This window comes from Sporosarcina sp. ACRSL (assembly GCF_022346605.1).
Classification (GTDB): Bacteria; Bacillota; Bacilli; order Bacillales_A; family Planococcaceae; genus Sporosarcina.
In genome coordinates this window covers 211,132-233,276 of sequence record NZ_JAKRNT010000002.1, presented here as the reverse complement: position 1 = coordinate 233,276, position 22,145 = coordinate 211,132, and the positions used below count along the sequence as shown (strand labels likewise).

Below are 22,145 nucleotides of genomic sequence, written 5' to 3'. Positions count from 1 at the left end.
TACTTGTCTACTACATTTCTTCCCTTCCAAATATCACAGAACAGCTTGACGGCCAGGGCGGTGGTCAAGGAAGTTCTGGAATGCAAAACCTTTCACTTCGTCCTCGCTATAACGAGTCAATAGCTCGTTAATTAAAGCGGGGTGCATGGAGGCATCTTCGAGATTGGTGATCTTTTCGGAAATGCCGTCAAAATCTGACCCCAGACCAATTTGATGAACCCCACCTAGTGAACAAAAGTGGTCAATATGTGCAATGAGATCGGATATGGACGCATCACCTTTTTCGACAACAAAAGGCGGATTGTATACGACATGGATCAGTCCATTCTTTTTGAAAAGTTCTGTCGCCTGCTCATCCGTCAAATTCCGCCTATGAGTGCAAAGCGTTTGTGAGTTGGAATGGCTCGCAATCGGAAAGTGGGCGATGTCCATAACATCCCAAAAGGCTCGTTCGGAAAGATGGGAAACGTCCGAGAGAATGTTGTTTTCATTACAGAATTGAATAATTTCTTTCCCGAAAGCTGTTAAGCCCGCTCCTCGTTCCTCTCCGACGCCATCCGCGGCCAAGTTTGCATTATTCCATGTCAACCCGATCGACAGGACCCCTAGTTCACGGAGAATCGACAGCTTTTGCATATCATTTCCGATACAATCGACTCCCTCTAGCGTGAGGAACGCACCAATTTGCCCGTCCTGGAGCTGATCGAAATCATCCCACGTCTTCAAAGCTTTCATTTGCGGATTTTTGCCGATCACTTCGGTATAAAAATAATGGATCTGATCCAATGCAACTTGGAATTTTTCATCCGATTTGATGGATGGCGATACGAAAATGGCGAAGGCTTGGATGCGTACTCCACCTTGCTTCAATTTTTCGAATGTGACGTCTAAATCTTTCGAATCCGCAAATGGTATTTTCCCCTTTGCTTTATGCATTCTAGCTAATACATCACAATGCAGGTCAATGATATCCAATGGCGACCATCCTCTCTTGGCATGCTTTTAGATAAGCGTCGAATAAGCGGATGGACACCTGGTCATCCGACTGTCGTAAAGCTTCCGGATGCCATTGCACGCCAACAACAAAACGGTGGTCCGTACTTTCAACGGCTTCAACAATTCCATCGCTCGCTCTGCCTGAGACGATGAGCGGGGACGGAATATCCTTTAACGCTTGGTGATGAAATGAATTCACCAAGATTTTTTCGGCATTTGCAATCGATTCGAGAATCGTGCCTTTTTCAATATGAACCGAATGAGTTGGATGCTCTCTTTTCGCTTTCTGGTCGTGCTGCAATAACGGAGTAGCACTTTGCGAGATAATGTCTTGGTAAAGCGTTCCACCAAAAGCGACATTTAGAACTTGGTGGCCCCTACAAATGCCAAGGATCGGTTTATCCAAGGCGAGCATATGCTTCACAAGCGTCAATTCGTTCGTATCTCTTTCGGGAGTAACGCTTCCGAGTTGCTGCAGAGGCTCCTCGTTAAACAAGAGAGGATTCATATCGCCCCCTCCCGAGATGATCAAACCATCGAGAAGTGAAGTGAGTTGCTGTACATCACGTTCCACCCCCGTTGGAATGATGATAGGTAAACCTCCTCCAGCGATGACCGCCTGGATGTAAGTGTTTTGAAGCGTGTGTGAAGTAGCATCTATGTTGGAAGTAATGCCGATAACCGGTTTCAAACCCTTTCCCCCTTTGAAAATATCTGTCAGAAATGAATAACGAATACTAGAATCAACACCCCCACATCGCATCAGAATAGTCTGACGAATAAGTTGTTATAACCTTATCAAACCTAAAAGAACCTTTCAAGCTATTTTTTGAACTATTTTTTTATTTACCTATAGTAGGAATATATCGTTTGATTGAAAATATAAATAAATTGGATTATATGGTTGTAATGAGTTGTTTTAAGGTTTATACTAATTTGAAAATAGAGAGAATGGGAGTGTTCTATCGTGTCTAATGTACTTGTTACTGTAGAACGAGGTCCGATAGTTGAAAGTGTTCATAGAGGAAGTTTTGCAATCGTCAATGCAAAAGGAGAAGTCATTTCCTCTATCGGTGATATTGAAAGAGTTGTGTTTGCTCGTTCTTCCATGAAGCCTTTGCAAGCAATCCCGATTATTGAGACGGGTGCTGCAGATCATTATGCATTCGATGACGGCGATCTGGCATTGGCTTGTGCTTCCCATAATGGGGAAGAACAGCACACCAACCGCGCTGCATCGATCTTACAACGACTTGATTTAGACGTAAAAGATTTGAAATGCGGCATACATCCTCCGAGACAGCAGGCGGCATATGAAGCACTCATCAGAAGCGGTGGGGTAGCAACCCCGATCCATAATAATTGTTCCGGAAAACATAGCGGAATGCTTGCGACGGCGAAACATATGAATGAAAGTGTAGAAGACTATTATAAAATCGATCATCCCGTCCAACAGAGAATCCTTTCTGTTATTAGTGAGTTGACGAACGTACCTTCGGAAGAAATCAAAATCGGTATCGATGGGTGCGGTGTCCCGGTTCATGGAGTTCCTTTACGCAACTTGGCGCTCGCTTTTGCGAAAATGGCGGTTCCGAGCGAGTTCAAAGAATCACGGCAACAATCAATCCACCGGGTGACGAAGGCGATGATGAATGCACCAGAAATGGTTGGTGGTACATCTCGTTTCTGTTCAGATTTCATGAAGCATATGGATGGAAAAGCGTTCGGTAAAGCCGGTGCGGAAGGAGTTTATTGTGTAGGCGTGCCAAGGGCAGGTATCGGGATAGCGGTTAAAATCGATGATGGCAATTCCCGCGCGACGTCCGTTGTCATCATGGAAATTTTGCGGCAGATGGATTTAATTGACGAACAGGAAACAAAGGCTCTTGCGTCCTATCATTTTCCGCTTCTCCTGAATGCGCGAAAAGAGACAGTAGGAATGTTGAAGCCAGCGTTTAGCATTTACGAGACTATGATGGGCGAGGTTTAAGAATCTGACAGTGAAGGGGTGGAAGGAATGAAAAAATTCATCGTCGTCAGGGTCGTCAATATCTTTTTGACGCTCGTTGTCATTGCGACGGCTACGTTCTTTCTTATGAAATTATTGCCTGGCTCACCTTTTGACGAAGAAAGGCTAGCAGCTCTAACGGAAGAGGCAAGAACTGAGTTTTACGCAAAATATGGGCTCGACAAACCTGTAATCATTCAATACGGAATCTATATGGGGAACTTAGTGCAAGGCGACTTGGGGACGTCTTTTTACTTCAAAGGGCAAAAGGTCGAATCGCTCATTAAAGACAGAATCGGACCTTCTGCATTGCTCGGGTTGCAAGCAGTCATTTTAGGGATGTCAATCGGTCTCATTCTCGGGATGATTGCAGCATTCCGGCATAATACAGCTTGGGACTACTTCACGATGTTCATCGCCGTCATCGGTGTTTCGATACCGAACTTTGTCTTTGCCGCATTGCTGCAATATTACATCGGACTAAAATGGGGAATTCTCCCGATCGCTTACTGGGAGAGCTATAGCAGTTCCATTTTGCCGACACTCGCTTTAACGATGATGGTTATCGCCCTTATTGCGCGATTCACGAGGAATGAAATGCTTGAAGTGCTGCAGCAAGACTATATTTTGACTGCAAAATCAAAAGGACTTTCAAAGTGGAGCGTGATTTTCAATCATACGCTTCGAAACTCGCTGATCCCAATCATCACCATTTTGGGCCCGATTACCGTCAGTTTATTGACAGGTTCGCTTGTCATTGAAAATATTTTCGGTATTCCGGGAATCGGGAGCTTGTTCGTTGACTCGATCAAAGTGAATGATTACACGACAATTATGGGATTGACGCTGTTTTACAGTGCGTTTTACATTTTGACTATTTTAGTCGTCGATCTATTATATGGAATCATTGATCCGCGAATACGTTTGACAGAGTCAAAGGGGTGAAAATGATGGCTAGCAAAAGCGTGAAAGAAATTGAAGTCCGAATGGACGAATTGGATGACATAGATTTCGATGACAATTCATTTGAAGTCGTCGGCTACCAGAAAGAAGCACAGGAAGTAATTACTCGCCCGGAAATGAGCATGTTCAAGGAAAGCTGGATCCGCCTCAAGAAAAATAAAGGGGCGATGCTCAGCTTAATCATTTTGTCCATTTTGATTGTCATGGCGATTATCGGACCGCATCTCAACGAATACTCCTACGAGCAAACCGATTACGATAAAGTGTTCCAAAAACCGAGCGGCGAGCATTGGCTCGGGACGGACCGTTTTGGTCGAGATCAATGGACCCGGGTTTGGGAAGGGACGAGAATTTCCTTATACATCGCCTTTTTAGCCGCTATCCTTGACTTGATCATCGGTGTTACATATGGTGCCGTTTCCGCCATATTCGGCGGACGAGTGGATAATGTGATGCAACGGATCATCGAAGTGTTGGTCGGCATTCCGAATCTTATTTTGATCATTTTATTGATTATGTTAATGAAACCGGGGATTTTGACGATTACGATTGCCATGGTTATTACAGGGTGGGTGAACATGGCGAGGCTTGTCCGTTCTCAAGTGTTCAAACTGAAGACGCAGGAATTCATACTCGCGTCGAGGGCATTAGGTGCTTCGAACGGCCGGCTTATTAAAGAGCACTTCATTCCGAATACACTAGGTCTCATTATCGTTAATATGATGTTTACGATTCCAGCGGCGATATTTACAGAAGCATTTCTAAGCTTCATCGGCCTTGGTTTGCAAGAGCCGCTCGCTTCTTTGGGTGTATTGATAAACGACGGATTCCAGGCGATGAGGAACCATTTCTATCTATTGATGTTCCCGGCATTGGTCATCGTTGGTCTAATGGTTTGCTTTAATTTATTGGCAGACGGTCTACGGGATGCGCTCGATCCGAAAATGAAAAAATGATGAGTTGGATTGGACGTATTGAATAAGGGGGGATTTCAATGAAGCCATTATTGGAAGTGAAAGATTTACATGTCTCTTTCCATACGCAGGCGGGGGTTGTCAAAGCGGTCAGGGGTGTCAATTTTACGGTAAATGAAGGAGAGACATTAGCCATTGTAGGAGAATCGGGATCAGGGAAATCGGTCACATCCAAAGCAATTATGAAACTACTTCCCGACAAAACCGCTACATATGATGGGGGACAGGTTCTGTTCGATGGGCAAAACTTACTTGAAGCCCCGGAAAGGAAAATGGAGGTCGTCCGCGGTTCGGAAATCGCAATGGTGTTCCAAGACCCGATGACGGCATTGAATCCGACGATGACAATTGGTAAGCAAGTTGCGGAAAGTGTTATGAAACACCAAGGCTTATCAAAAAAAGAAGCGCTGAACCGTGCGATCGAAATTCTGGAGCTCGTTGGGATACCAGAGCCTGCTACACGCGTCCATCAGTATCCTCACCAGTTTTCAGGAGGAATGCGACAGCGCGTCGTCATTGCGATTGCAATCGCCTGCAACCCGAGGCTTCTCATTGCGGATGAACCAACGACGGCTTTAGATGTAACGATTCAGGCGCAAATTTTGGATTTATTGAAAGACATCCAAAAACGGTTGGGCACGGCAATCATTCTCATTACCCATGATTTAGGGGTCGTTGCAAATATGGCGGATAAAGTTGCAGTCATGTACGCCGGCAAAATCATTGAAGAAGGAACGGTCAATGAAGTCTTCTACGAATCCCAGCACCCATATACGTGGGGGTTGTTGAAATCGATTCCCGATCTGGAAGCGGAAGAGGAATTATACTCTATCCCTGGTTCGCCTCCGGATTTATTACACCCGCCCGTTGGTGATGCCTTTGCCGCTCGAAATGAATTTGCGCTTGCGATCGATTATAAAACGCAGCCACCAATGTTCAAAGTGTCTGATACCCATTACGCAGCGACTTGGTTACTCCATCCGAAAGCACCCGATCTATCGACAGTTATCCAAGTGAAGGAAAGGGAAATGGTCGCTACTGCGAAGAAAAAGAAGAGCAAAGCTGCGGATTCATCACCAATCATCCAGGTGAAAGATTTACAGAAGCATTTTCACCTTTCCGGGAACAAGCAATTGCGTGCGGTCGATGGCGTATCCTTCGATATAAAGAAAGGGGAGACGCTCGGTTTGGTCGGGGAGTCAGGATGCGGAAAATCGACAACCGGTCGAACGATCATCCGGCTATATGAACCGACAGGCGGAGAAGTGTACTTTAACGGTGAGCCCATTCATGGACAGTTGAAAAAGGGACTGGAAAACCGTATGAAGCAAAAAATCCAGATGATTTTCCAAGACCCGTACGCTTCTCTTGATCCGCGGAAAAAAGTGCTCGATTCCGTTGCGGAAGGCATCGACATCCATCGATTGGCGGCGAGTCCGAAAGACAGGAAGGACATTGTCCAAAACCTTCTTGAAGTCGTTGGGCTGAATAAGCAATTTATGAATCGATACCCGCATGAATTTTCGGGAGGACAGAGGCAACGTGTCGGTATCGCGCGTGCATTGGCGGTGAACCCTGAAGTGATCATCGCGGATGAGCCGATTTCTGCGCTTGACGTATCAATTCAAGCCCAAGTCGTCAATTTGCTGAAGGATTTGCAATATGAAAAGAATTTGACGTATTTATTTATCGCGCATGACATTTCGATGGTGAAATATATAAGCGATCGAATCGGTGTCATGTATTTAGGGAATCTCGTTGAACTCGCTCCTACAAAAGCGATTAGCACCAATCCTTTGCATCCATACACACAAGCATTAATGTCTGCAGTTCCGGTGCCAGATCCGGTAGAGGAACGGGGCAGGGAACGAATCGTTTTGACGGGAGATCTTCCAAACCCGATGAATCCGCCAACCGGTTGCCGTTTTCGTACGCGCTGTCCATATGCGATGGATAAGTGCAAAGAGACGCCAATCTGGAAAGAGGCTGAAAAGGACCATTGGGTTGCTTGTCATCTTATCGACTAATGAGAAGCAATCTACTATTTAAATCCTTAGGAAAATTATGGTATGATGGATGCGAAATAAGTAGATGGAAAATGGAAGATGAGGAGAAAGAATGAAAACCAAAATTCATATCATCTCGATACAAGAGAGTTATTTAACGATAATCTCTAAACAACTGGAATTAATTTTTGGTGATAAAGCAATCGTCTCGAAACTCGTTGTCAAAGATTTGGACGGTGACAGCATTTCCGACACAGATATTGTCATTTTATCAAGGTCGATTTTGATGGGGTTGATCCGCCCTTTCATTCCAAAAGAATGCAAGACGATCGTTGCACATCGGGAAGTGAATATCGCCAATACGAAGAGATTAATTGATTTGCCTGCGGGTCAGAAGTTGCTCGTTGTCAACGATACGTTTGAAAATGCCCAAGAAACGTTGGACTCCTTAAAGAATATTTTCTTTACCCATTCGTATTATTTGGATGACGACAGCAATCCAAATCATGCCCTTCCGGCCGATATTGACTATATCGTTACACCAGGTGAAATGGAATTCGTTCCAAGTGGATTCTCCAATGTCATTGACATTGGCGACAGATTGTTATCGTACGGAACGGTGTGGGCGATCGCGGAAGCATTGGAAGCAGGGTTCACGCACGAGCAGCTCGTAAATCGCTATATTAAATCCCAAGTGTTACTTGCGGAGACGGGCATTCCAGCATTTGAATCCGAAAAGAATATGTCTTCAAACAGTACGACCCTTTCGCAAAACGATATACAATCGATCAATAAAAAGATTGAAGAGCATGGATTCTTAAAGGAAAGTATCAAAATATTAAGCATTTACGCTGAAGGAAAGGCTCGACTGCAAACATTCGGTAGGGTCAAGTTGAAGAAGCTATTGGAGGTACACGGAATTTACTTGTCTGAACAGCAAATCCGTTTAAGGCTGGAAGTTTTGCAACAGCTAGGACTCCTAAATGCTCGCCAAGGCAGGAGCGGCACGACCATTACTGATTTAGGGGAAAGCTATTTGAACGCAACTGAATCTGTTTACCAATAATCCTCAGTCTGATTGAAAACGCTTGTCAGGGAAGGCAACCTAAAAGCGCCACGTCCTGTGGCAACGGTTGCATGACTCGCTTCCTGCGAGCCCGCGCGAAGTGGAGCGAAGACGCGAATAGAACTAAAGTTCATGAGCGGACGAGCGACACGAGCAACAACGGATGCGAGCGTTTGTCAACAGGCTGAAACACCTCCGCCGACGATTGAGTGGCAGAGGTGTTTATTTGTTTAGGAACTCTATAATAGTATGGCGTCTAGACTCCGGGCGCCAGTGGCTCGGGGTCATAAGTCACAGCTGCTATGTGGCAAAGGGCGCCACGCCGCATCTTTGTCTTATGCCCGTCGCCCCTAGGCAGGCGCCCTGCGCTTTTGTTTAGTTGCTCGTCAAGGTTAACTCTACTGTCCGTTTTTTCGAGCCTGAGTAAACCGTAAGCGATGCTTTGTCCCCGATGGAAAGCTCGGAATAAAGGAATTTACGCAGTTCCATCGCATTGTGAATGTCCGTTCCGTTAATTGCGGTAATGACTTCTCTCTCTTTCAATCCTGCTTTGCCCGCAGCAGATGTAGGATCGACACTTGCGATCATCACACCGCCTTTCACTTCTTGCGGAAGATCCTGTACGTACGTATACGGAACATCAGCCAAGTCCGCGAGGCTCACGCCGATATAAGGCCGTTCAATTTTGCCGTTTTTCATAATTTCTTCAAGCAATGGCACGACATCGTTGCTCGGGATGGCGAATCCAAGCCCTTCTACTCTGTTTTCTACAATTTTTAACGTGTTGATGCCGATCACTTTTCCGTCTGTCGTCAGAAGAGCGCCGCCGCTGTTGCCAGGATTGATCGCTGCGTCTGTTTGGATGACGTCCATTTCCCAGTTACCAGCCGCTGTCTTTATTTCGATGGAACGTGAGGGTGCACTAATAATGCCTTGTGTGACGGTACCCGAGAAATCGAGGCTAAGCGGATTTCCAATGGCGACGACGGAATCGCCTGCACGAAGTGTTTCTGAATCGCCAAATTCGAGTGATGTATCGACATGTTTGCTGTTGATTTTCAATACGGCCAAATCGGTCAATGCATCGCTTCCGATTAGCTCCGCCGCTTCCTTCTCCCCGCTGTGCAATGTCACTTCGATTTTGCCTGCCCCTTCGATAACGTGATTGTTCGTCACGATATAGGCCTCGTCTCCTTCAATTTTGTAAATGACACCAGAGCCTGTTCCGAATTCCGAAAGCTCCGAGTTACCAGCGAAACGGTTGCCGGTATTTTTGAAGTTCGAAACGCCAACAATCCCTTTCGATGCATGTTCTACCATATCGGATAGCGTTCCCGGAGAATCCGCTGAAGTTTGGATGAAATTCGATGACGCGGACGACTTTTCTGTTACAGAAGCAGCCACTTCCTCATCTGTTTTAGTTTGCAATATATTTGTGTTTGCCACGACACCTAACGTAAGTGCAGAACCAAGTACGCCTGCCCCCACTGTTGAGATGAACCGTTTGCCGAATGAATTTGCCATAGGTAAAACTCCTCTCTAGTATTCTTTGTTTTTTATTGTAAGAGAAAAGTATGAACAAATTATTACGGTGAAATGAACAAATGGTAAACGATGGGAGAATCGGACTGTATCTATGTAACTTGCAATAGTTTGTATAATCAGATAGAATGAATTCACAGACTTTTCATTTCTACAAAATGTAAGCGCATTCATAAGGATGGCGTTACCTGCTTCTGCATATAGTGGCTTTGTGTGCAATTTTTTTGCACTTACTATAGCAATCTATAAAGAATAAGGAGGAATGGAAATTGGTACAAGCTGTTGAGAATCATGTCTATGCATTTCCGAACACAGAAGGGGCGAAGGTGAACTTCAAGGAACGCTACGATAATTTCATTGGTGGAAAATGGGTAGCACCAGTGAATGGGCAGTACTTTGACAATCCGACCCCTGTCACGGGTAAAGTGTTTACGCAAGTGGCGCGTTCGACGGCAGAAGACATCGAACTTGCGCTGGATGCAGCCCATGCTGCAAAGGATGCTTGGGGTAAAACTTCGGTTACGGAACGAGCGAATATCTTATTGAAAATCGCTGATCGTATGGAAGAGAATCTTGAAATGCTTGCCGTTGCGGAGACGTGGGAAAATGGAAAAGCGGTGCGCGAAACATTGAATGCCGATCTGCCGCTAGCCATCGACCATTTTAGATATTTCGCTTCAGCGATCCGCGCTCAAGAAGGCGGCGTCAGCCAAATCGATAACAATACAGTGGCGTACCATTTCCATGAGCCGATTGGAGTCGTCGGCCAGATCATTCCTTGGAACTTTCCGGTGCTGATGGCAGTTTGGAAACTTGCACCTGCGCTTGCGGCGGGGAACTGCGTAGTGTTGAAGCCAGCTGAGCAAACGCCGGCATCCATCATGGTATTGATGGAATTGATCGAGGACTTGCTGCCAGCAGGAGTGGTCAATGTCGTGAACGGTTTCGGTCTGGAAGCGGGTAAGCCGCTAGCATCCAACCCACGTATCGGGAAAATCGCATTTACCGGAGAAACGACGACAGGTCGCCTCATTATGCAATACGCATCTCAGAACTTGATTCCGATGACACTTGAACTCGGTGGGAAATCGCCAAACATCTTCTTCGAGGACGTCATGGCGGAAGACGATGCATTCCTGGATAAAGCGATCGAAGGATTTGTCATGTTCGCACTGAACCAAGGGGAAGTGTGCACATGCCCGTCGCGTGCATTGATTCAGGAATCCATTTACGATAAGTTCATGGAGCGTGCATTGGAGCGCGTAAAGGCTATTAAAATCGGCAACCCACTTGACCCTACTGTCATGATGGGCGCGCAAGCTTCTACAGAGCAAATGGAGAAAATTCTATCCTACCTCGATATCGGAAAACAGGAAGGTGCAGAATGCCTGATCGGCGGAGAGCGAAACCAACTTGACGGCGAGTTGGCGGATGGCTATTACATTCAACCGACAGTCTTTAAAGGCCATAATAAAATGCGTATCTTCCAGGAGGAAATCTTTGGACCAGTCGTCTCCGTTACTACGTTCAAGACGAAGGAAGAAGCGTTGGAAATCGCGAACGATACATTATATGGACTAGGCTCAGGCGTCTGGACACGCGATATGAATACAGCGTATCGCTTCGGACGCGGCATTGAAGCGGGACGTGTTTGGACGAACTGCTACCATGCTTATCCTGCGCACGCTGCTTTCGGAGGCTATAAAGCATCCGGGATCGGACGTGAAAACCACCTACAAATGCTGTCGCACTACCAACAGACGAAAAATATGCTCGTCAGCTACAGCGAGGACAAATTAGGATTCTTTTAAGAAACCTTTCATGTTTGAAGGAACAGGAGGAATGCCAATGCCCGAACGCGTTCTTGCAACGGACGCCGCTTTGGAATTGATTCAATTACTGAAAGAAAAGCATGGCCCATTAATGTTCCACCAATCGGGGGGCTGCTGCGACGGCTCCTCTCCGATGTGTTACCCGGAAGGCGACCTGATCATCGGCGATCAGGACGTTTTGCTCGGACATATCGGCGACACGCCTTTCTACATGCATAAAAACCAATTTGAGTATTGGAAGCATACACAGCTGATCATTGACGTCGTGGACGGTAGGGGAGGCATGTTCTCCTTGGAAGGGGTGGAAGGGAAGCGATTCCTCACAAGATCCCGCGCCTTCACGCCGGAAGAGAATGAGAAGCTTACGCAAGAAGCATAGAAAAAAGGTTCCGGGCAACCGGAACCTTTTTCGTCTTTATTGATTCGTTACGCTGAGCAACTTCGTTAGAAGACTTGCAGCAAATGCGCGTGTCGCAGGCTCTGTCGGATGGAATGCGCCATCTTCCAATGAAATGAAGCCAAGTCCGCTCATCGTTGCAATCGCCTGGACGGTTTCTGCATCATAGTCGCCCATATCTGCAGGTGCTGTGAACGTGTTGGATGTAGGCATGTCACCACCAAGTTCAGCCGTCGCTACTCGCCAAACCATAAGTGCAAATTGAGCACGTGTCACATTTTCCGTCGGTTTAAAATGTCCATTATCCCCTTTGATAAAACCATGTGCAAACGCTGTTTGAATATCAGCTTGCGTTTCCGCTGCATAATCGCCAATATCATTGAATGGAGCCGCAACATTTGCAGCCGGCAAATTCAATGCCCGGACGAATACGGAAGCGGCTTGCGCACGAGTCAACCCATTATCCGGTTTGAACGACCCGTCAGTATATCCATTGAAAATGCCAAGCGAAGCAGCTTGACCGATCGCTTTCTCTGCCCAGTGCCCTTTAATGTCTGTAAATAAAGGTTCAATCGCTTCAGTCTTTACCGTCACAGAAGGTGACTCCTCGCTGCTGGTACCATTCTCGTCTACTGCGACGATGAAAAATGCATACGATTGACCTTCTTCTAATTCGCCAATCGTAAATGTGAAGACATCTCCTTCAACGGAACCGATCTTCTCTTCGCCAAGATAAATGTCATATGTTTCGATTTGGCCTTCCGTAGTCGCCGCTTTCCAAACGAGCGTCACAGAATCTGTTGTCACTTCATCAGCTACGAAAGCATCAACCGGAATCCAAGGATAATCAGCTTGTACTTTATTCCAAAATTGCTCTGCAACGACCTGATAACCTTCAGGGCTCAGATGTATATTTTGCGGATTCGGCAAATTGCTCTTAACATCCTTTGCGACTACATCGGCTGTCTCCACCCAATCGACATTTGGCAATTGTGCTGCCGTCTCAATCGCTTTATTCACGCCGGCTAGCAGTTGCGTAAGCAAAGGCTGAATTTCCTCTGGAAGGTGTGGATATGGATTGTAATACCCCATCAAATACACTTGCGCATCGGGATTGATCGTATGAATCGCTGTAATGATCTTCATTAGATTGATGCCGACTTGCTGGATTTCTTGCTGAAGTGCTTCTTCGTCATAAGTCAAAGCAAACGTCGTTGGATCGATTTTTACATGCGCCAACACATCATTCGCACCAGCACTAATCGTAATGAGACTTGCATTGGCAATCGCGTCATGGAGTCGGATAGTCTTTCCATCCGCATCTTCCCGCGTTGCATTTTCTTCAAGATCTTTCAGTACATCCTTTGTGGTATAACCAGGCACGGCAAAGGCTTTATTATAAGAATTCAAAAGCCCTGCGGCATCCATTGTGTCCGCTAAAAAATCGGCATAGCCGTCACCTATTTCTCCGAGATGGTCCATCCCTGCAGCAAGCGAATCCCCTAAAGCGAGATAACTGGCAGAAGCGACCCATGTCGGAGCTGCTAATTCAGCCGTACTCTCAGAAACCGGCGTGTTAGCGCTTACAATTTGAAGAGGTGCCAGACCAACGTAAAGCACAAGTGCGAACATCGCGAATAAATTACATATGAACTTTTTTTCCATATTTCCTCCCTTTGATACTGTTTTTCTACATTTTACCTGACAATTAAGAAACTTTCAACATAGTATTTAAGACCTTGTTGGACAGCCTGAGCTGCTCTTCGATTGTATGTCCAATTCAAAAATAGTATGTACAAAATAAATAAGGCACTTCTCATATCGAAAGAAGCGCCTGAATATCGTTATATAAATCGTTTTCTCTCCTCAGGAGAAGGGAGCATGCAAGCACCTTCAGTTTTGCCGAACCAGCGATACCGGTTACGGGCAAAATAGTCATACGCGCCGTCACGAATTTTGCGTGGGACGAGTATAAATAAGAATAAAAGGTGCCATAAGCCATCCAGTTTTTTTGCAATATGGAGGGCGGCGGAGGATTTAGTGTACGCCTTCCCGTTTTCAACTAGTACAATGCTGTCAACGTCATCCGGAATGTTAAATTGCTTCACGTACTTTTCACCGGTTTCGCTTTGCAATGAAGAAAAAAGGAAGTGGGCGGCAGGATCCCGTTTGATTATGAATTGCACACTTGAATTGCAAAAATTACATTCCCCATCGAATAACACAATTCGCTTCATCATCGTGACTCCTTCCGACTTGCTTTATATCATTATATCCGATTCGGCTAAAATGAAACAAAACCTATGATTCTTTACGAAATACGGAAAATTTGGTATAATTGTAGTAGCGAAAGATGATGCAGCGATATTTATCACATAAGATTTTTCATTTCTGTCACATTAGCCTCGGGTACTATTTGAAGGAGAGTGATTTAAATGGAACGCGCATTCATTGATCCGAACGAAATGGAACTAAGACAAGACCCTGATTACATGGCATCCCTCGAGATGATTGGCGAAGGGTCTCCTGTCCATTATCCGGAGTACACAAAAAAATTGAAAGAAGCTACCGGCTTTGATCCGAAAGAATTGCCGCAAACGTATCAATAATAGTGCATAACAGGGCTGTCCTCCAACGATGGAGATGACGGCCCTTTTGTTTTGGTGTAAGAAGAATAGAAGCTATGAAAGAAAGTGAAAGAGGGCAATATGAGTATTGATGAAGTGAAACAGCTTTGACTCTTGTCGAGAAGGATGAGACTCATGAAACGGACAATTATATGGTTTAGAAAAGATTTTCGGCTACACGATCATCCCGCTCTATGGGAGGCGGCAAAAGAGGGAATTGTCATTCCTGTCTATATTTGGTCTGATGAAGAGAAGTTGAGTTATTCAAAAAGTGAAGCCTCCTTCTGGTGGCTTTATCATTCATTGGCGTCACTTGATAAAGGGCTTCAGACACATGGCTTAAAGCTTTTCATTAAAGATGGAGATGAATTCGATGCACTTCTTGAGGTGATGGAAGAAGCGGATGCAGGAGCCGTCTACTTTAATGAACGGTATGAACCTGATGAGCGGAAGAAGGATAGTCGGATTGCAGCACAGCTCGAGTCGATCGGGAAGGAAGTTCAAACCTTCCATGGGCACCTCCTATTCACTCCTGATCTTTTGAATAAACAAGGGGAGCCCTATAAAGTGTTCACTTCTTATTGGAAGAGGTGCATGCAAGAGGTCGTCGCTCAACCGTTTCCAGTGCCAGAAAAGATGCAAGGAATTGACCGCGAACTTCAAACACTTCCGATCGATCATATCCGAACGCTTGCTGAACGCCCTTGGAATGAGAAGTTTCACCAGTATTGGGAACCTGGAGAGCAAGTTGCGATTGGAAAATGGGAACAGTTTTCCGATGATGGAATCTTTTATTACGGAACAGAGCGGGATCTCATTTCGAGTGGTTCTTCCTCAGAGCTCTCTCCTTACTTAGCAGCCGGCAATATCAGTGTAAAAGCGATATGGTATTCTGCTAAACGAGTATATGAAGAGACGACTGAAATGACAGCTCGCCAATCCATCAATTCGTTTCTCAAACAGTTGATATGGCGTGATTTTGCTTACCATCAACTGATTCATTATCCAGACATCATCCGCCTTCCGTTGCGGAAGCAATTTGCAGAATTCCCTTGGAAAGGCTCAAATGAGCAACTTACAAAATGGAAAGTGGGGCAGACCGGCTACCCATTAGTCGATGCGGGCATGCGGGAACTATGGGAGACGGGTGTGATGCATAACCGTGTTCGAATGGTAACCGCTTCATTTTTAGTCAAACATCTGTTGATCCCATGGGGGAAAGGCTACAGCTGGTTCGAGAAGACACTCCTCGATTTCGATACCGCCAATAACGCGATGGGATGGCAGTGGGTAACAGGGTGCGGGATTGACTGTGCACCCTACTTTAGAATCTTCAATCCGTTCCTACAGAGCGAAAAGTTCGACCCGGATGGCACGTATATCCGGAAATGGGTGCCAGAACTTTCACGTCTGCCAGTTCCTTATATTCATAGGCCATGGGAAGCGCCAGCTAAGGTTTTGGAAGATGCGGACATTCAAATTGGCGTAACCTATCCTCCACCGATTGTCGATCATGCAGCTGCCAGGAAGCGAGCGTTACTCGCTTATCAAGAAGTGAAAGGGAAATGAATGGGCAAATAAGGTGAGACAAGCACATAGAACAACTAACCATGAATTTCTCGCGTCCATAGATGCTCGCCCGTATGTCCCATCCTTTTTTACATGTAATAGATAGAGGGGGGTGAGTGAAGATGATGCACCATGGATTCTGTGGAGACCGGTTGCTTCCAATGCAACAGTTGCCGCCAGTTGTATGCCCGACACAAGTTCGTTGTACGGACTCGTTTTTCCCAGTTCAACAACCGGTCATTCATCCGATTGTTAACGTGAATCGGATACATCCAGTCGTCACGCCGCGACATTATTTCACCGAAACATTCAGAAACGTTCCGGGCGCACCAATTTATAATCCTGGTCCAGGAGCTGGTTTCGGGCCTGGTTTCGGGCCTGGTTTCGGTAGAAGAGGCTTCTACTAAGACCGTACTACGAGTAAAACCGCTGTCTCCGGCGTCGAGTAATTCGACAATGGAGCAGCTTTTTTGTTTTTTGAATCGCGCCAATGGAGAAACCTAACACGTAAAGCGTCCCGCGTCCAAAGTGAGGGTTGCGCGCTCAAGGTGAAGCCTTCCATGCTCAAAATGATGCATCCTGCGCTCGAAGCGTTATCACCCGCGCTCAAAGCTAGTGCATCACACGCCCAAAGCCCAACAAAAAAGCCGCCCCGCATTGGAGGCGACTTCACTTGTTAATCTACATTAAAATATCTTGCATCTGGATGGGCAAACACGATAGCTGATACTGATGCTTCCGGTTCCATCATGAATTCCTCGGTCAAATGGACACCGATGTCCTCTGGTTTCAGCAAACCGAACAGTTTCGCTTGATCTTCGAGGTTCGGACATGCTGGATAGCCGAACGAGAAACGTTGACCTTGGTATTTGGCTGCGAACCGGTCGCGCATCGTGAAATCGGTGGCATCCGGGAAGCCCCATTGGTCACGGATTTCCTGATGGACACGCTCCGCAAAGCCTTCTGCAAGCTCAAGTGCCGTCGCTTGGAACGCGTGGCTCTCGAGGAACTTTCCTTCGGCTTTCAATTTATTCGCATAGTCCCGCACGCCATGTCCCGCCGTCACTTGCATGAACGCGACATAATCCATTTCACCGCTATCGACCGTCTTCAAAAAGTCAGCGAGACACAGGAATGGTTCCTTGCTTTGACGAGGGAATGTGAAGCGCTCAATTTCGGTCTTCCCGCCGTTCGGATCATAAATGATGACGTCGTCGCCGTCCGCTTGTGCAGGGAAGAACTGGTACATACCCGAAGCAGATAAATGTCCCGATTCGAGGAAACCGGTTACCATTTCGTGGAGCTGTACCGCACGCTCCTCTCCATTCGCAAGCATCTTATCGACATTGCCGCGCAAGCCCAAATGATGTCCGATCAACGTACGCATATTGACGTATGGATATAAATGTGAAACGGAATAATCCCTTAACACGCGTCTCCGTAAATCCGACGGGACAAACACTGGCGCGTCTTCCCGCACTGTCTTCACAGGTTTTGGCAAAACGGCAACTGCCGTGTCTCGCGAAGCGCGGATCGCTTCTGTTTCAAGACGTTTCTCTTGCTTCTCGACAATTTCACTTAGCAAAGCTTCTCGGTCACCGCCTTGCAATCGGTTCGCGAGCTCGAGCCCTTGCATCGCGTCTTTCGCGTAGATGACGGGTCCGTCATATTCCGGAGCGATTTTCGTCTCCGTAAACCGACGAGTCAACGCGGCCCCACCGACCATGACGGGTGTATCAATACCGGCCGCCTTGAAATCTTGGGCGGTCAACACCATTTGCTGCGCGGACTTTACGAGCAATCCGGATAATCCAATAATGTCCGGCTTCTCTTTCCGGATGACGTCAATAAGCGTTGCAGGTGTCACCTTAATGCCAATATCAAGGACGCGGTACCCGTTATTGCTCAAAATGATGTCGACAAGGTTTTTCCCGATGTCATGGACATCCCCTTTAACGGTCGCCAAAACGATTTTCCCTTTACCGGAATCGTCCTCTTTCTTCTCCATGAACTGCTCAAGGAATGAAACCGAAGCTTTCATCACTTCTGCACTTTGCAACACTTCCGCGACGATCAGCTGGTTATCATTGAACAGCCGGCCGACTTCCGACATCCCTTCCATCAGTGGACCATTAATGATATCGAGCGGCGTGTCATACATCTGGAGTGCGGCTTCCAAGTCAGGAATGAGCCCTTCCTTCGTCCCTTCGACGACATAATACGCAAGTCGTTCGGGAACCGTCTTCGGAATATCATCCTCGGTTTTCTCTTTCTTCTTATCCCGGTAGAAATCAGTGAAATCTGCAAGCGTCTGATCCGTCGTATTGAATAGAAGATCGTTAGCAAGTTTTATTTCATTCTCCGGAATTGAAGCATACCGTTCCAATTTTTCCGTATTAACGATCGCGTAATCGAGTCCCGCCTGCGTGCAATGATACAAGTACACCGCGTTCAGCACTTCCCGGCCGACAGGGGGCAGCCCGAAGGACACATTACTTACACCTAGCGTCGTCAAGCTACGCGGCATTTTCTCTTTGATGAGCCGGATGCCTTCAATCGTTTCGACAGCAGAGCCGATGTATTGCTCATCACCCGTTCCGACAGGGAACACGAGTGGGTCAAAAATGATATCTTCAGGGGCGATTCCCCATTTATTCACAAGCAAGTCATAAGAACGTTCCGCTATTTCAAGTTTCCGTTCACGCGTTACTGCCATCCCGATTTCGTCGATCGTCCCGACAACGACTGCAGCACCGAATTTCTTCACGAGAGGAAGAACGGCGTCGAACCGTTCCTCACCATCCTCCAAGTTGATGGAGTTGATGATCGCTTTCCCTTGGGAATATTTCAATGCTTCTTCGATCACTTTTTCATCTGTCGAATCAATAACGAGAGGCACTTTCACCTTTTTGACAACTTCCTGCATGAATTTCTTCATGTCTTCAAGCTCATCACGGTCCGGATTCGCAAGGCAAATGTCAAGGACGTGAGCACCGCCGCGCACTTGGGCGCGTGCAATTTCAGAAGCTTCCTCGAACTTTTCTTCGACGATCAACCGCTTGAATTTCCGCGACCCGATGACATTCGTCCGCTCTCCGATGAGCAATGGGCGCATCGATGGATCATATAATAACGGTTCGATACCGGAAACAGCGTGCTCATGCCCGTTTTCCGGCTTTAGACGCGGTTCCATGCCGTCAACTGCCTCGCGGATTGCGCGGATATGGGCAGGTGTCGTACCACAACAGCCACCGACCATGTTCAGCCATCCCTTTTCCGCAAATCCTTTCAGTTTTTGGGATAAAGATTCAGGTGATTCGTGGTAATGGCCTTCCTCGTCTGGCAGACCTGCGTTCGGATAACAAGTAACAAAGCTCGTTGCCAGATCCGAAAGCGAGCGCAAATGATCCGTCATGAATTCGGGTCCAGTCGCACAGTTCAAGCCAACTGACAACGGCTTAATATGCTCGATGGATATATAGAATGCTTCAATGCTTTGACCGGCCAATGTCGTTCCCATCGGCTCAATCGTGCCGGAAATCATGACAGGCAGTTCGATGCCTGTTTCGTCGAATGCACGCTTGATTCCAATTGTACCGGCCTTCACATTGAGCATATCCTGGCTCGTTTCCATTAATAAAAGGTCGGCACCGCCCTCGATCAATGCTTTTGCTTGGGCGTAGAAGTCGTCGGATAGTTTATCGAACGTAATGCCTCCCGTGACGGAAAGTGTCTTCGTTGTCGGACCGATCGCCCCAGCGACGTAACGCGGCCACTCTGACGTCGAGAAATCGGCAGCACACTGTTTCGCGATTTCCACAGCTCGTTTATTGATTTCATAAGTGCGGTGGCCGAGGCTGAATTCGTCCAGTACGAGGGGGGTGCCCCCGAATGTGTTCGTGCTGATGATATCCGCTCCTGCTTCCAAATAGGAACGGTGGATTTTTTCGATAATATCGGGGCGGAGGATGTTCAAGTATTCGTTGCATCCTTCATATTCCTCTCCGCCGAAATCGTCTGCAGAGAGATCCTCTGCCTGTAGCATAGTGCCCATTGCACCGTCTAAGATGAGGATTCTGTTTTTCAGTTGTTGCTCGATTGGATGTTTAGGCATGGACAATCTTCCTCTCCTTCTGTGCGTCAATTTCTTTGATGTGGTGGATCAGTTCTAATGACATGTCATAGCGGAGGAAAGGCGTAATGATGTAGATGCCGTTGAACAGTTCGGCAGCTGTGTCGATTAGCTCTTTCGCAATGTTGATGCCTTCTTGGGTCGCTTTCTCGCGGTCCTCTCCACAGGCAGCCATTCGGTTTAGCACATCTTCGGATAATTTGATGCCCGGCACTTCATGATGCAGGAATTCAGCATTCCGAATGTTCGTGAGCGGCATGATGCCAATGAAGATCGGCGTATCCAAATGTTTCGTCGCTTCGTAAATGTCGACGATCTTTTCTTTCGTATAAACAGGCTGCGTAATGAAGTAATCCGCCCCGCATTCGATTTTCTTTTCAAGCCGCTGAACGGCGCGATCGAGGACGCGGACGTTCGGATTGAATGCCGCGGCAACCGAGAACTTCGCTTTTTTGCGAAGCGGCTTGCCCGTGAATGAAATACCTTCGTTCAATTGCTTAATCAGCTGCAACAGCTCCATGCTTGAGACGTCATAGACACTTGTCGCTCCAGGGAAATCGCCCACTTTCGTCGGATCCCCCGTGACGGCGAGGATGTCATGGATCCCAAGGGCGTCGAGCCCCATCAAATGAGACTGCAGACCAATCAAGTTATGGTCGCGACACGTCAAGTGGACAAGTGGTCGTATATGATGCTCCTGTTTCAAAATCGATCCCATCGCCATATTGCTGATGCGCGGGGATGCGAGGGAATTGTCCGCTAGAGTGACAGCATCTACGCCGGCTGCATACAATTCATTCGCACCTTTGAAGTATTGCTCTGTCTCCAAGTGGCGAGGTGTGTCGAGTTCCACGATAACGGTCCTTCTTGTCTTCGCCTTTTCATGAAGTGGTTCGTGCGATGCAGGCTCCGCTTCTCGAATGATGATCGGCTTCTGTGGTGTAACTTCTTTTTTTGTTATCGGTGACAGTCCTGCCAACTGTTTTTTCGCTGCAGCGATATGCTTCGGCGTCGTTCCGCAGCACCCGCCGATCAGGCGTACACCCTCTTCTCGTAAAAACTTTGCAGCGCGACCGAAATAATCGGCTTCAGATTCATAAACGATCCGGCCATCCTCGACGTCAAGCAAGCTTGCATTCGGGGCAGCCGAAAGAAACGCACGCTCAGGAATCGTCACTTTTTCAAATGCCTGGATTGTATGATACGGGCCTAGTCGGCAATTGACGCCGACGATATTCGCCCCTAATGCTCCCAGCTGATGAAGGGCATCATTTAAGTTCATCCCGTTTTGCAAAACGCCGGGCTCATCCATCGCCACTTGCGCAATTAGCGGTATATCTGTCATTTTCCGTAGTTCTGTGACGACCGTCGATAACTCTTCGAAATCATAATACGTCTCTAGTAATAGTCCATCAGGATCGCCGGATAGCAAGGCGTCTGCCTGTTCACGAACAATTGTCAACACTTCAGATAGTGAAGCATCGCTCTTCCGTATGCCCCGTAGCCCACCGATTGTCCCAAGAACAAACTGATTGCCCGGCGCTGCGGCACGCTTTGCGATTCGGATTGCCGCTTCGTTGAATTCCTTCACCCGGTTCTCCATCCCGTAACGGGCGAGTTTCAGAGAGTTGGCGCCATATGTATTCGTCTGGATCACATCCGCCCCCGCGCCGATATAATCACGGTGGATCTTCTCGATGATTTCCGGCTTCTCGACATTCAATTCCTCATAACAAAAATCAATACCGTATGAATAAAGCAGCGTCCCCATTGCACCATCTGCCGCTAACACATTCTCTTTCAATTTATCAAGCAATCTCATCCGAACCCATCCTTTCTTTCGTACCCCTCACGTACAACTCCGCGAATACTCCCAAATACGCATAAATCATAAGAAATGCGCATAATTGTCCCCAAAAACGCATAAATCCTAATAAATACGCATAAACGACACCAAATACGCATAACTTCTTATAAACGCGCATAAACCAAAAATTGTTCAATAATAAAATAAAAAAGCCTTCGCTAAAAAG

17 protein-coding genes are annotated in these 22,145 nt (G+C 46.9%); 10 read left to right on the top strand and 7 right to left on the bottom strand.

What is annotated here, in order from left to right; all coding sequences use genetic code 11:
* Positions 1-33: 33 nt before the first annotated feature.
* Together MHZ92_RS04400 and MHZ92_RS04395 are read right to left on the bottom strand one after the other, a co-directional pair.
* On the bottom strand, positions 34-975 hold the full coding sequence (locus MHZ92_RS04400; protein WP_239430311.1) for a dipeptidase: 942 nt from the start codon (positions 973-975) through the stop codon (positions 34-36).
* On the bottom strand, positions 962-1,687 hold the full coding sequence (locus tag MHZ92_RS04395; RefSeq protein ID WP_239430310.1) for a gamma-glutamyl-gamma-aminobutyrate hydrolase family protein: 726 nt from the start codon (positions 1,685-1,687) through the stop codon (positions 962-964). The genes MHZ92_RS04400 and MHZ92_RS04395 overlap by 14 nt, the downstream gene beginning before the upstream one ends.
* Before the next feature lie 276 nt (positions 1,688-1,963).
* Here MHZ92_RS04395 and MHZ92_RS04390 point away from each other — a divergent pair, with 276 nt between their 5' ends.
* The 5 genes from MHZ92_RS04390 to MHZ92_RS04365 all read left to right on the top strand — a co-directional run bounded on the left by MHZ92_RS04390 (position 1,964) and on the right by MHZ92_RS04365 (position 8,013).
* The gene (locus MHZ92_RS04390; protein WP_370644611.1) at positions 1,964-2,986 is read left to right on the top strand and encodes an asparaginase; all 1,023 of its coding nucleotides are present in this window, start codon (positions 1,964-1,966) and stop codon (positions 2,984-2,986) included.
* 27 nt (positions 2,987-3,013) lie between these two features.
* On the top strand, positions 3,014-3,949 hold the full coding sequence (locus MHZ92_RS04385) for an ABC transporter permease (protein WP_239430309.1): 936 nt from the start codon (positions 3,014-3,016) through the stop codon (positions 3,947-3,949).
* Positions 3,950-3,954: 5 nt separating this feature from the next.
* Positions 3,955-4,923: an ABC transporter permease gene (locus MHZ92_RS04380; RefSeq protein WP_239430308.1), complete on the top strand. Its 969-nt coding sequence runs from the start codon at positions 3,955-3,957 to the stop codon at positions 4,921-4,923.
* 38 nt (positions 4,924-4,961) lie between these two features.
* Complete coding sequence (locus MHZ92_RS21485) at positions 4,962-6,968, top strand: dipeptide ABC transporter ATP-binding protein (RefSeq protein ID WP_304649565.1); 2,007 nt, start codon at positions 4,962-4,964, stop codon at positions 6,966-6,968.
* Positions 6,969-7,059: 91 nt separating this feature from the next.
* Entirely contained in the window at positions 7,060-8,013 is a 954-nt protein-coding gene (locus MHZ92_RS04365; protein ID WP_239430307.1) for a winged-helix domain-containing protein, read from the top strand.
* A 375-nt stretch (positions 8,014-8,388) separates the two neighbouring features.
* Here the strand turns inward: MHZ92_RS04365 and MHZ92_RS04360 are convergent, their stop codons facing one another.
* Positions 8,389-9,537 (bottom strand): S1C family serine protease, encoded by a 1,149-nt coding sequence (locus MHZ92_RS04360; RefSeq protein ID WP_239430306.1) that lies wholly within the window; start codon positions 9,535-9,537, stop codon positions 8,389-8,391.
* A 287-nt stretch (positions 9,538-9,824) separates the two neighbouring features.
* Here MHZ92_RS04360 and adh point away from each other — a divergent pair, with 287 nt between their 5' ends.
* Both adh and MHZ92_RS04350 read left to right on the top strand, forming a co-directional pair.
* Complete coding sequence (adh, locus tag MHZ92_RS04355; RefSeq protein WP_255723351.1) at positions 9,825-11,366, top strand: aldehyde dehydrogenase; 1,542 nt, start codon at positions 9,825-9,827, stop codon at positions 11,364-11,366.
* A gap of 37 nt (positions 11,367-11,403) precedes the next feature.
* A complete protein-coding gene (locus MHZ92_RS04350; RefSeq protein ID WP_239430305.1) occupies positions 11,404-11,766 on the top strand; it encodes a DUF779 domain-containing protein in 363 nt (120 codons plus the stop codon).
* A 36-nt stretch (positions 11,767-11,802) separates the two neighbouring features.
* On the opposite strand, the gene MHZ92_RS04345 is transcribed toward MHZ92_RS04350, so the two are convergent.
* Together MHZ92_RS04345 and MHZ92_RS04340 are read right to left on the bottom strand one after the other, a co-directional pair.
* Positions 11,803-13,449: an S-layer homology domain-containing protein gene (locus tag MHZ92_RS04345; RefSeq protein WP_239430304.1), complete on the bottom strand. Its 1,647-nt coding sequence runs from the start codon at positions 13,447-13,449 to the stop codon at positions 11,803-11,805.
* A 179-nt stretch (positions 13,450-13,628) separates the two neighbouring features.
* Positions 13,629-14,021 carry a thiol-disulfide oxidoreductase DCC family protein gene (locus MHZ92_RS04340; RefSeq protein WP_239430303.1) on the bottom strand — a complete coding sequence of 131 codons (393 nt, stop codon included), beginning with the start codon at positions 14,019-14,021 and terminating at the stop codon, positions 13,629-13,631.
* Positions 14,022-14,219: 198 nt separating this feature from the next.
* On the opposite strand from MHZ92_RS04340, the gene MHZ92_RS04335 reads away from it, so the two are divergent.
* From MHZ92_RS04335 to MHZ92_RS04325, 3 genes are all read left to right on the top strand, one after another.
* Positions 14,220-14,393, top strand: coding sequence for a hypothetical protein (locus MHZ92_RS04335; protein ID WP_239430302.1), 174 nt, complete (start codon positions 14,220-14,222; stop codon positions 14,391-14,393).
* A gap of 153 nt (positions 14,394-14,546) precedes the next feature.
* Positions 14,547-15,980, top strand: a complete 1,434-nt coding sequence (locus MHZ92_RS04330) for a cryptochrome/photolyase family protein (RefSeq protein WP_239430301.1) — start codon at positions 14,547-14,549, stop codon at positions 15,978-15,980.
* A 122-nt stretch (positions 15,981-16,102) separates the two neighbouring features.
* A complete protein-coding gene (locus MHZ92_RS04325) occupies positions 16,103-16,387 on the top strand; it encodes a hypothetical protein (protein ID WP_239430300.1) in 285 nt (94 codons plus the stop codon).
* Between the two features lie 269 nt (positions 16,388-16,656).
* Here the strand turns inward: MHZ92_RS04325 and metH are convergent, their stop codons facing one another.
* Together metH and MHZ92_RS04315 are read right to left on the bottom strand one after the other, a co-directional pair.
* The gene (gene metH / locus MHZ92_RS04320; RefSeq protein WP_239430299.1) at positions 16,657-20,094 is read right to left on the bottom strand and encodes a methionine synthase; all 3,438 of its coding nucleotides are present in this window, start codon (positions 20,092-20,094) and stop codon (positions 16,657-16,659) included.
* Positions 20,087-21,934: a bifunctional homocysteine S-methyltransferase/methylenetetrahydrofolate reductase gene (locus MHZ92_RS04315; RefSeq protein WP_239430298.1), complete on the bottom strand. Its 1,848-nt coding sequence runs from the start codon at positions 21,932-21,934 to the stop codon at positions 20,087-20,089. Before MHZ92_RS04315 ends, metH begins: the two co-directional genes overlap by 8 nt.
* Positions 21,935-22,145: the final 211 nt, after the last annotated feature.

Coding starts and splice junctions, on each gene's coding strand:
- MHZ92_RS04385 (WP_239430309.1), top strand. CDS start 3,014: ATGAAAAAATTCATCGTCGTCAGGGTCGTCAATATCTTTTTGACGCTC.
- MHZ92_RS04380 (WP_239430308.1), top strand. CDS start 3,955: ATGGCTAGCAAAAGCGTGAAAGAAATTGAAGTCCGAATGGACGAATTG.
- MHZ92_RS21485 (WP_304649565.1), top strand. CDS start 4,962: ATGAAGCCATTATTGGAAGTGAAAGATTTACATGTCTCTTTCCATACG.
- MHZ92_RS04365 (WP_239430307.1), top strand. CDS start 7,060: ATGAAAACCAAAATTCATATCATCTCGATACAAGAGAGTTATTTAACG.
- MHZ92_RS04360 (WP_239430306.1), bottom strand. CDS start 9,537: ATGGCAAATTCATTCGGCAAACGGTTCATCTCAACAGTGGGGGCAGGC.
- MHZ92_RS04350 (WP_239430305.1), top strand. CDS start 11,404: ATGCCCGAACGCGTTCTTGCAACGGACGCCGCTTTGGAATTGATTCAA.
- MHZ92_RS04345 (WP_239430304.1), bottom strand. CDS start 13,449: ATGGAAAAAAAGTTCATATGTAATTTATTCGCGATGTTCGCACTTGTG.
- MHZ92_RS04340 (WP_239430303.1), bottom strand. CDS start 14,021: ATGAAGCGAATTGTGTTATTCGATGGGGAATGTAATTTTTGCAATTCA.
- MHZ92_RS04335 (WP_239430302.1), top strand. CDS start 14,220: ATGGAACGCGCATTCATTGATCCGAACGAAATGGAACTAAGACAAGAC.
- MHZ92_RS04330 (WP_239430301.1), top strand. CDS start 14,547: ATGAAACGGACAATTATATGGTTTAGAAAAGATTTTCGGCTACACGAT.
- MHZ92_RS04325 (WP_239430300.1), top strand. CDS start 16,103: ATGATGCACCATGGATTCTGTGGAGACCGGTTGCTTCCAATGCAACAG.
- metH (WP_239430299.1), bottom strand. CDS start 20,094: ATGCCTAAACATCCAATCGAGCAACAACTGAAAAACAGAATCCTCATC.
- MHZ92_RS04315 (WP_239430298.1), bottom strand. CDS start 21,934: ATGAGATTGCTTGATAAATTGAAAGAGAATGTGTTAGCGGCAGATGGT.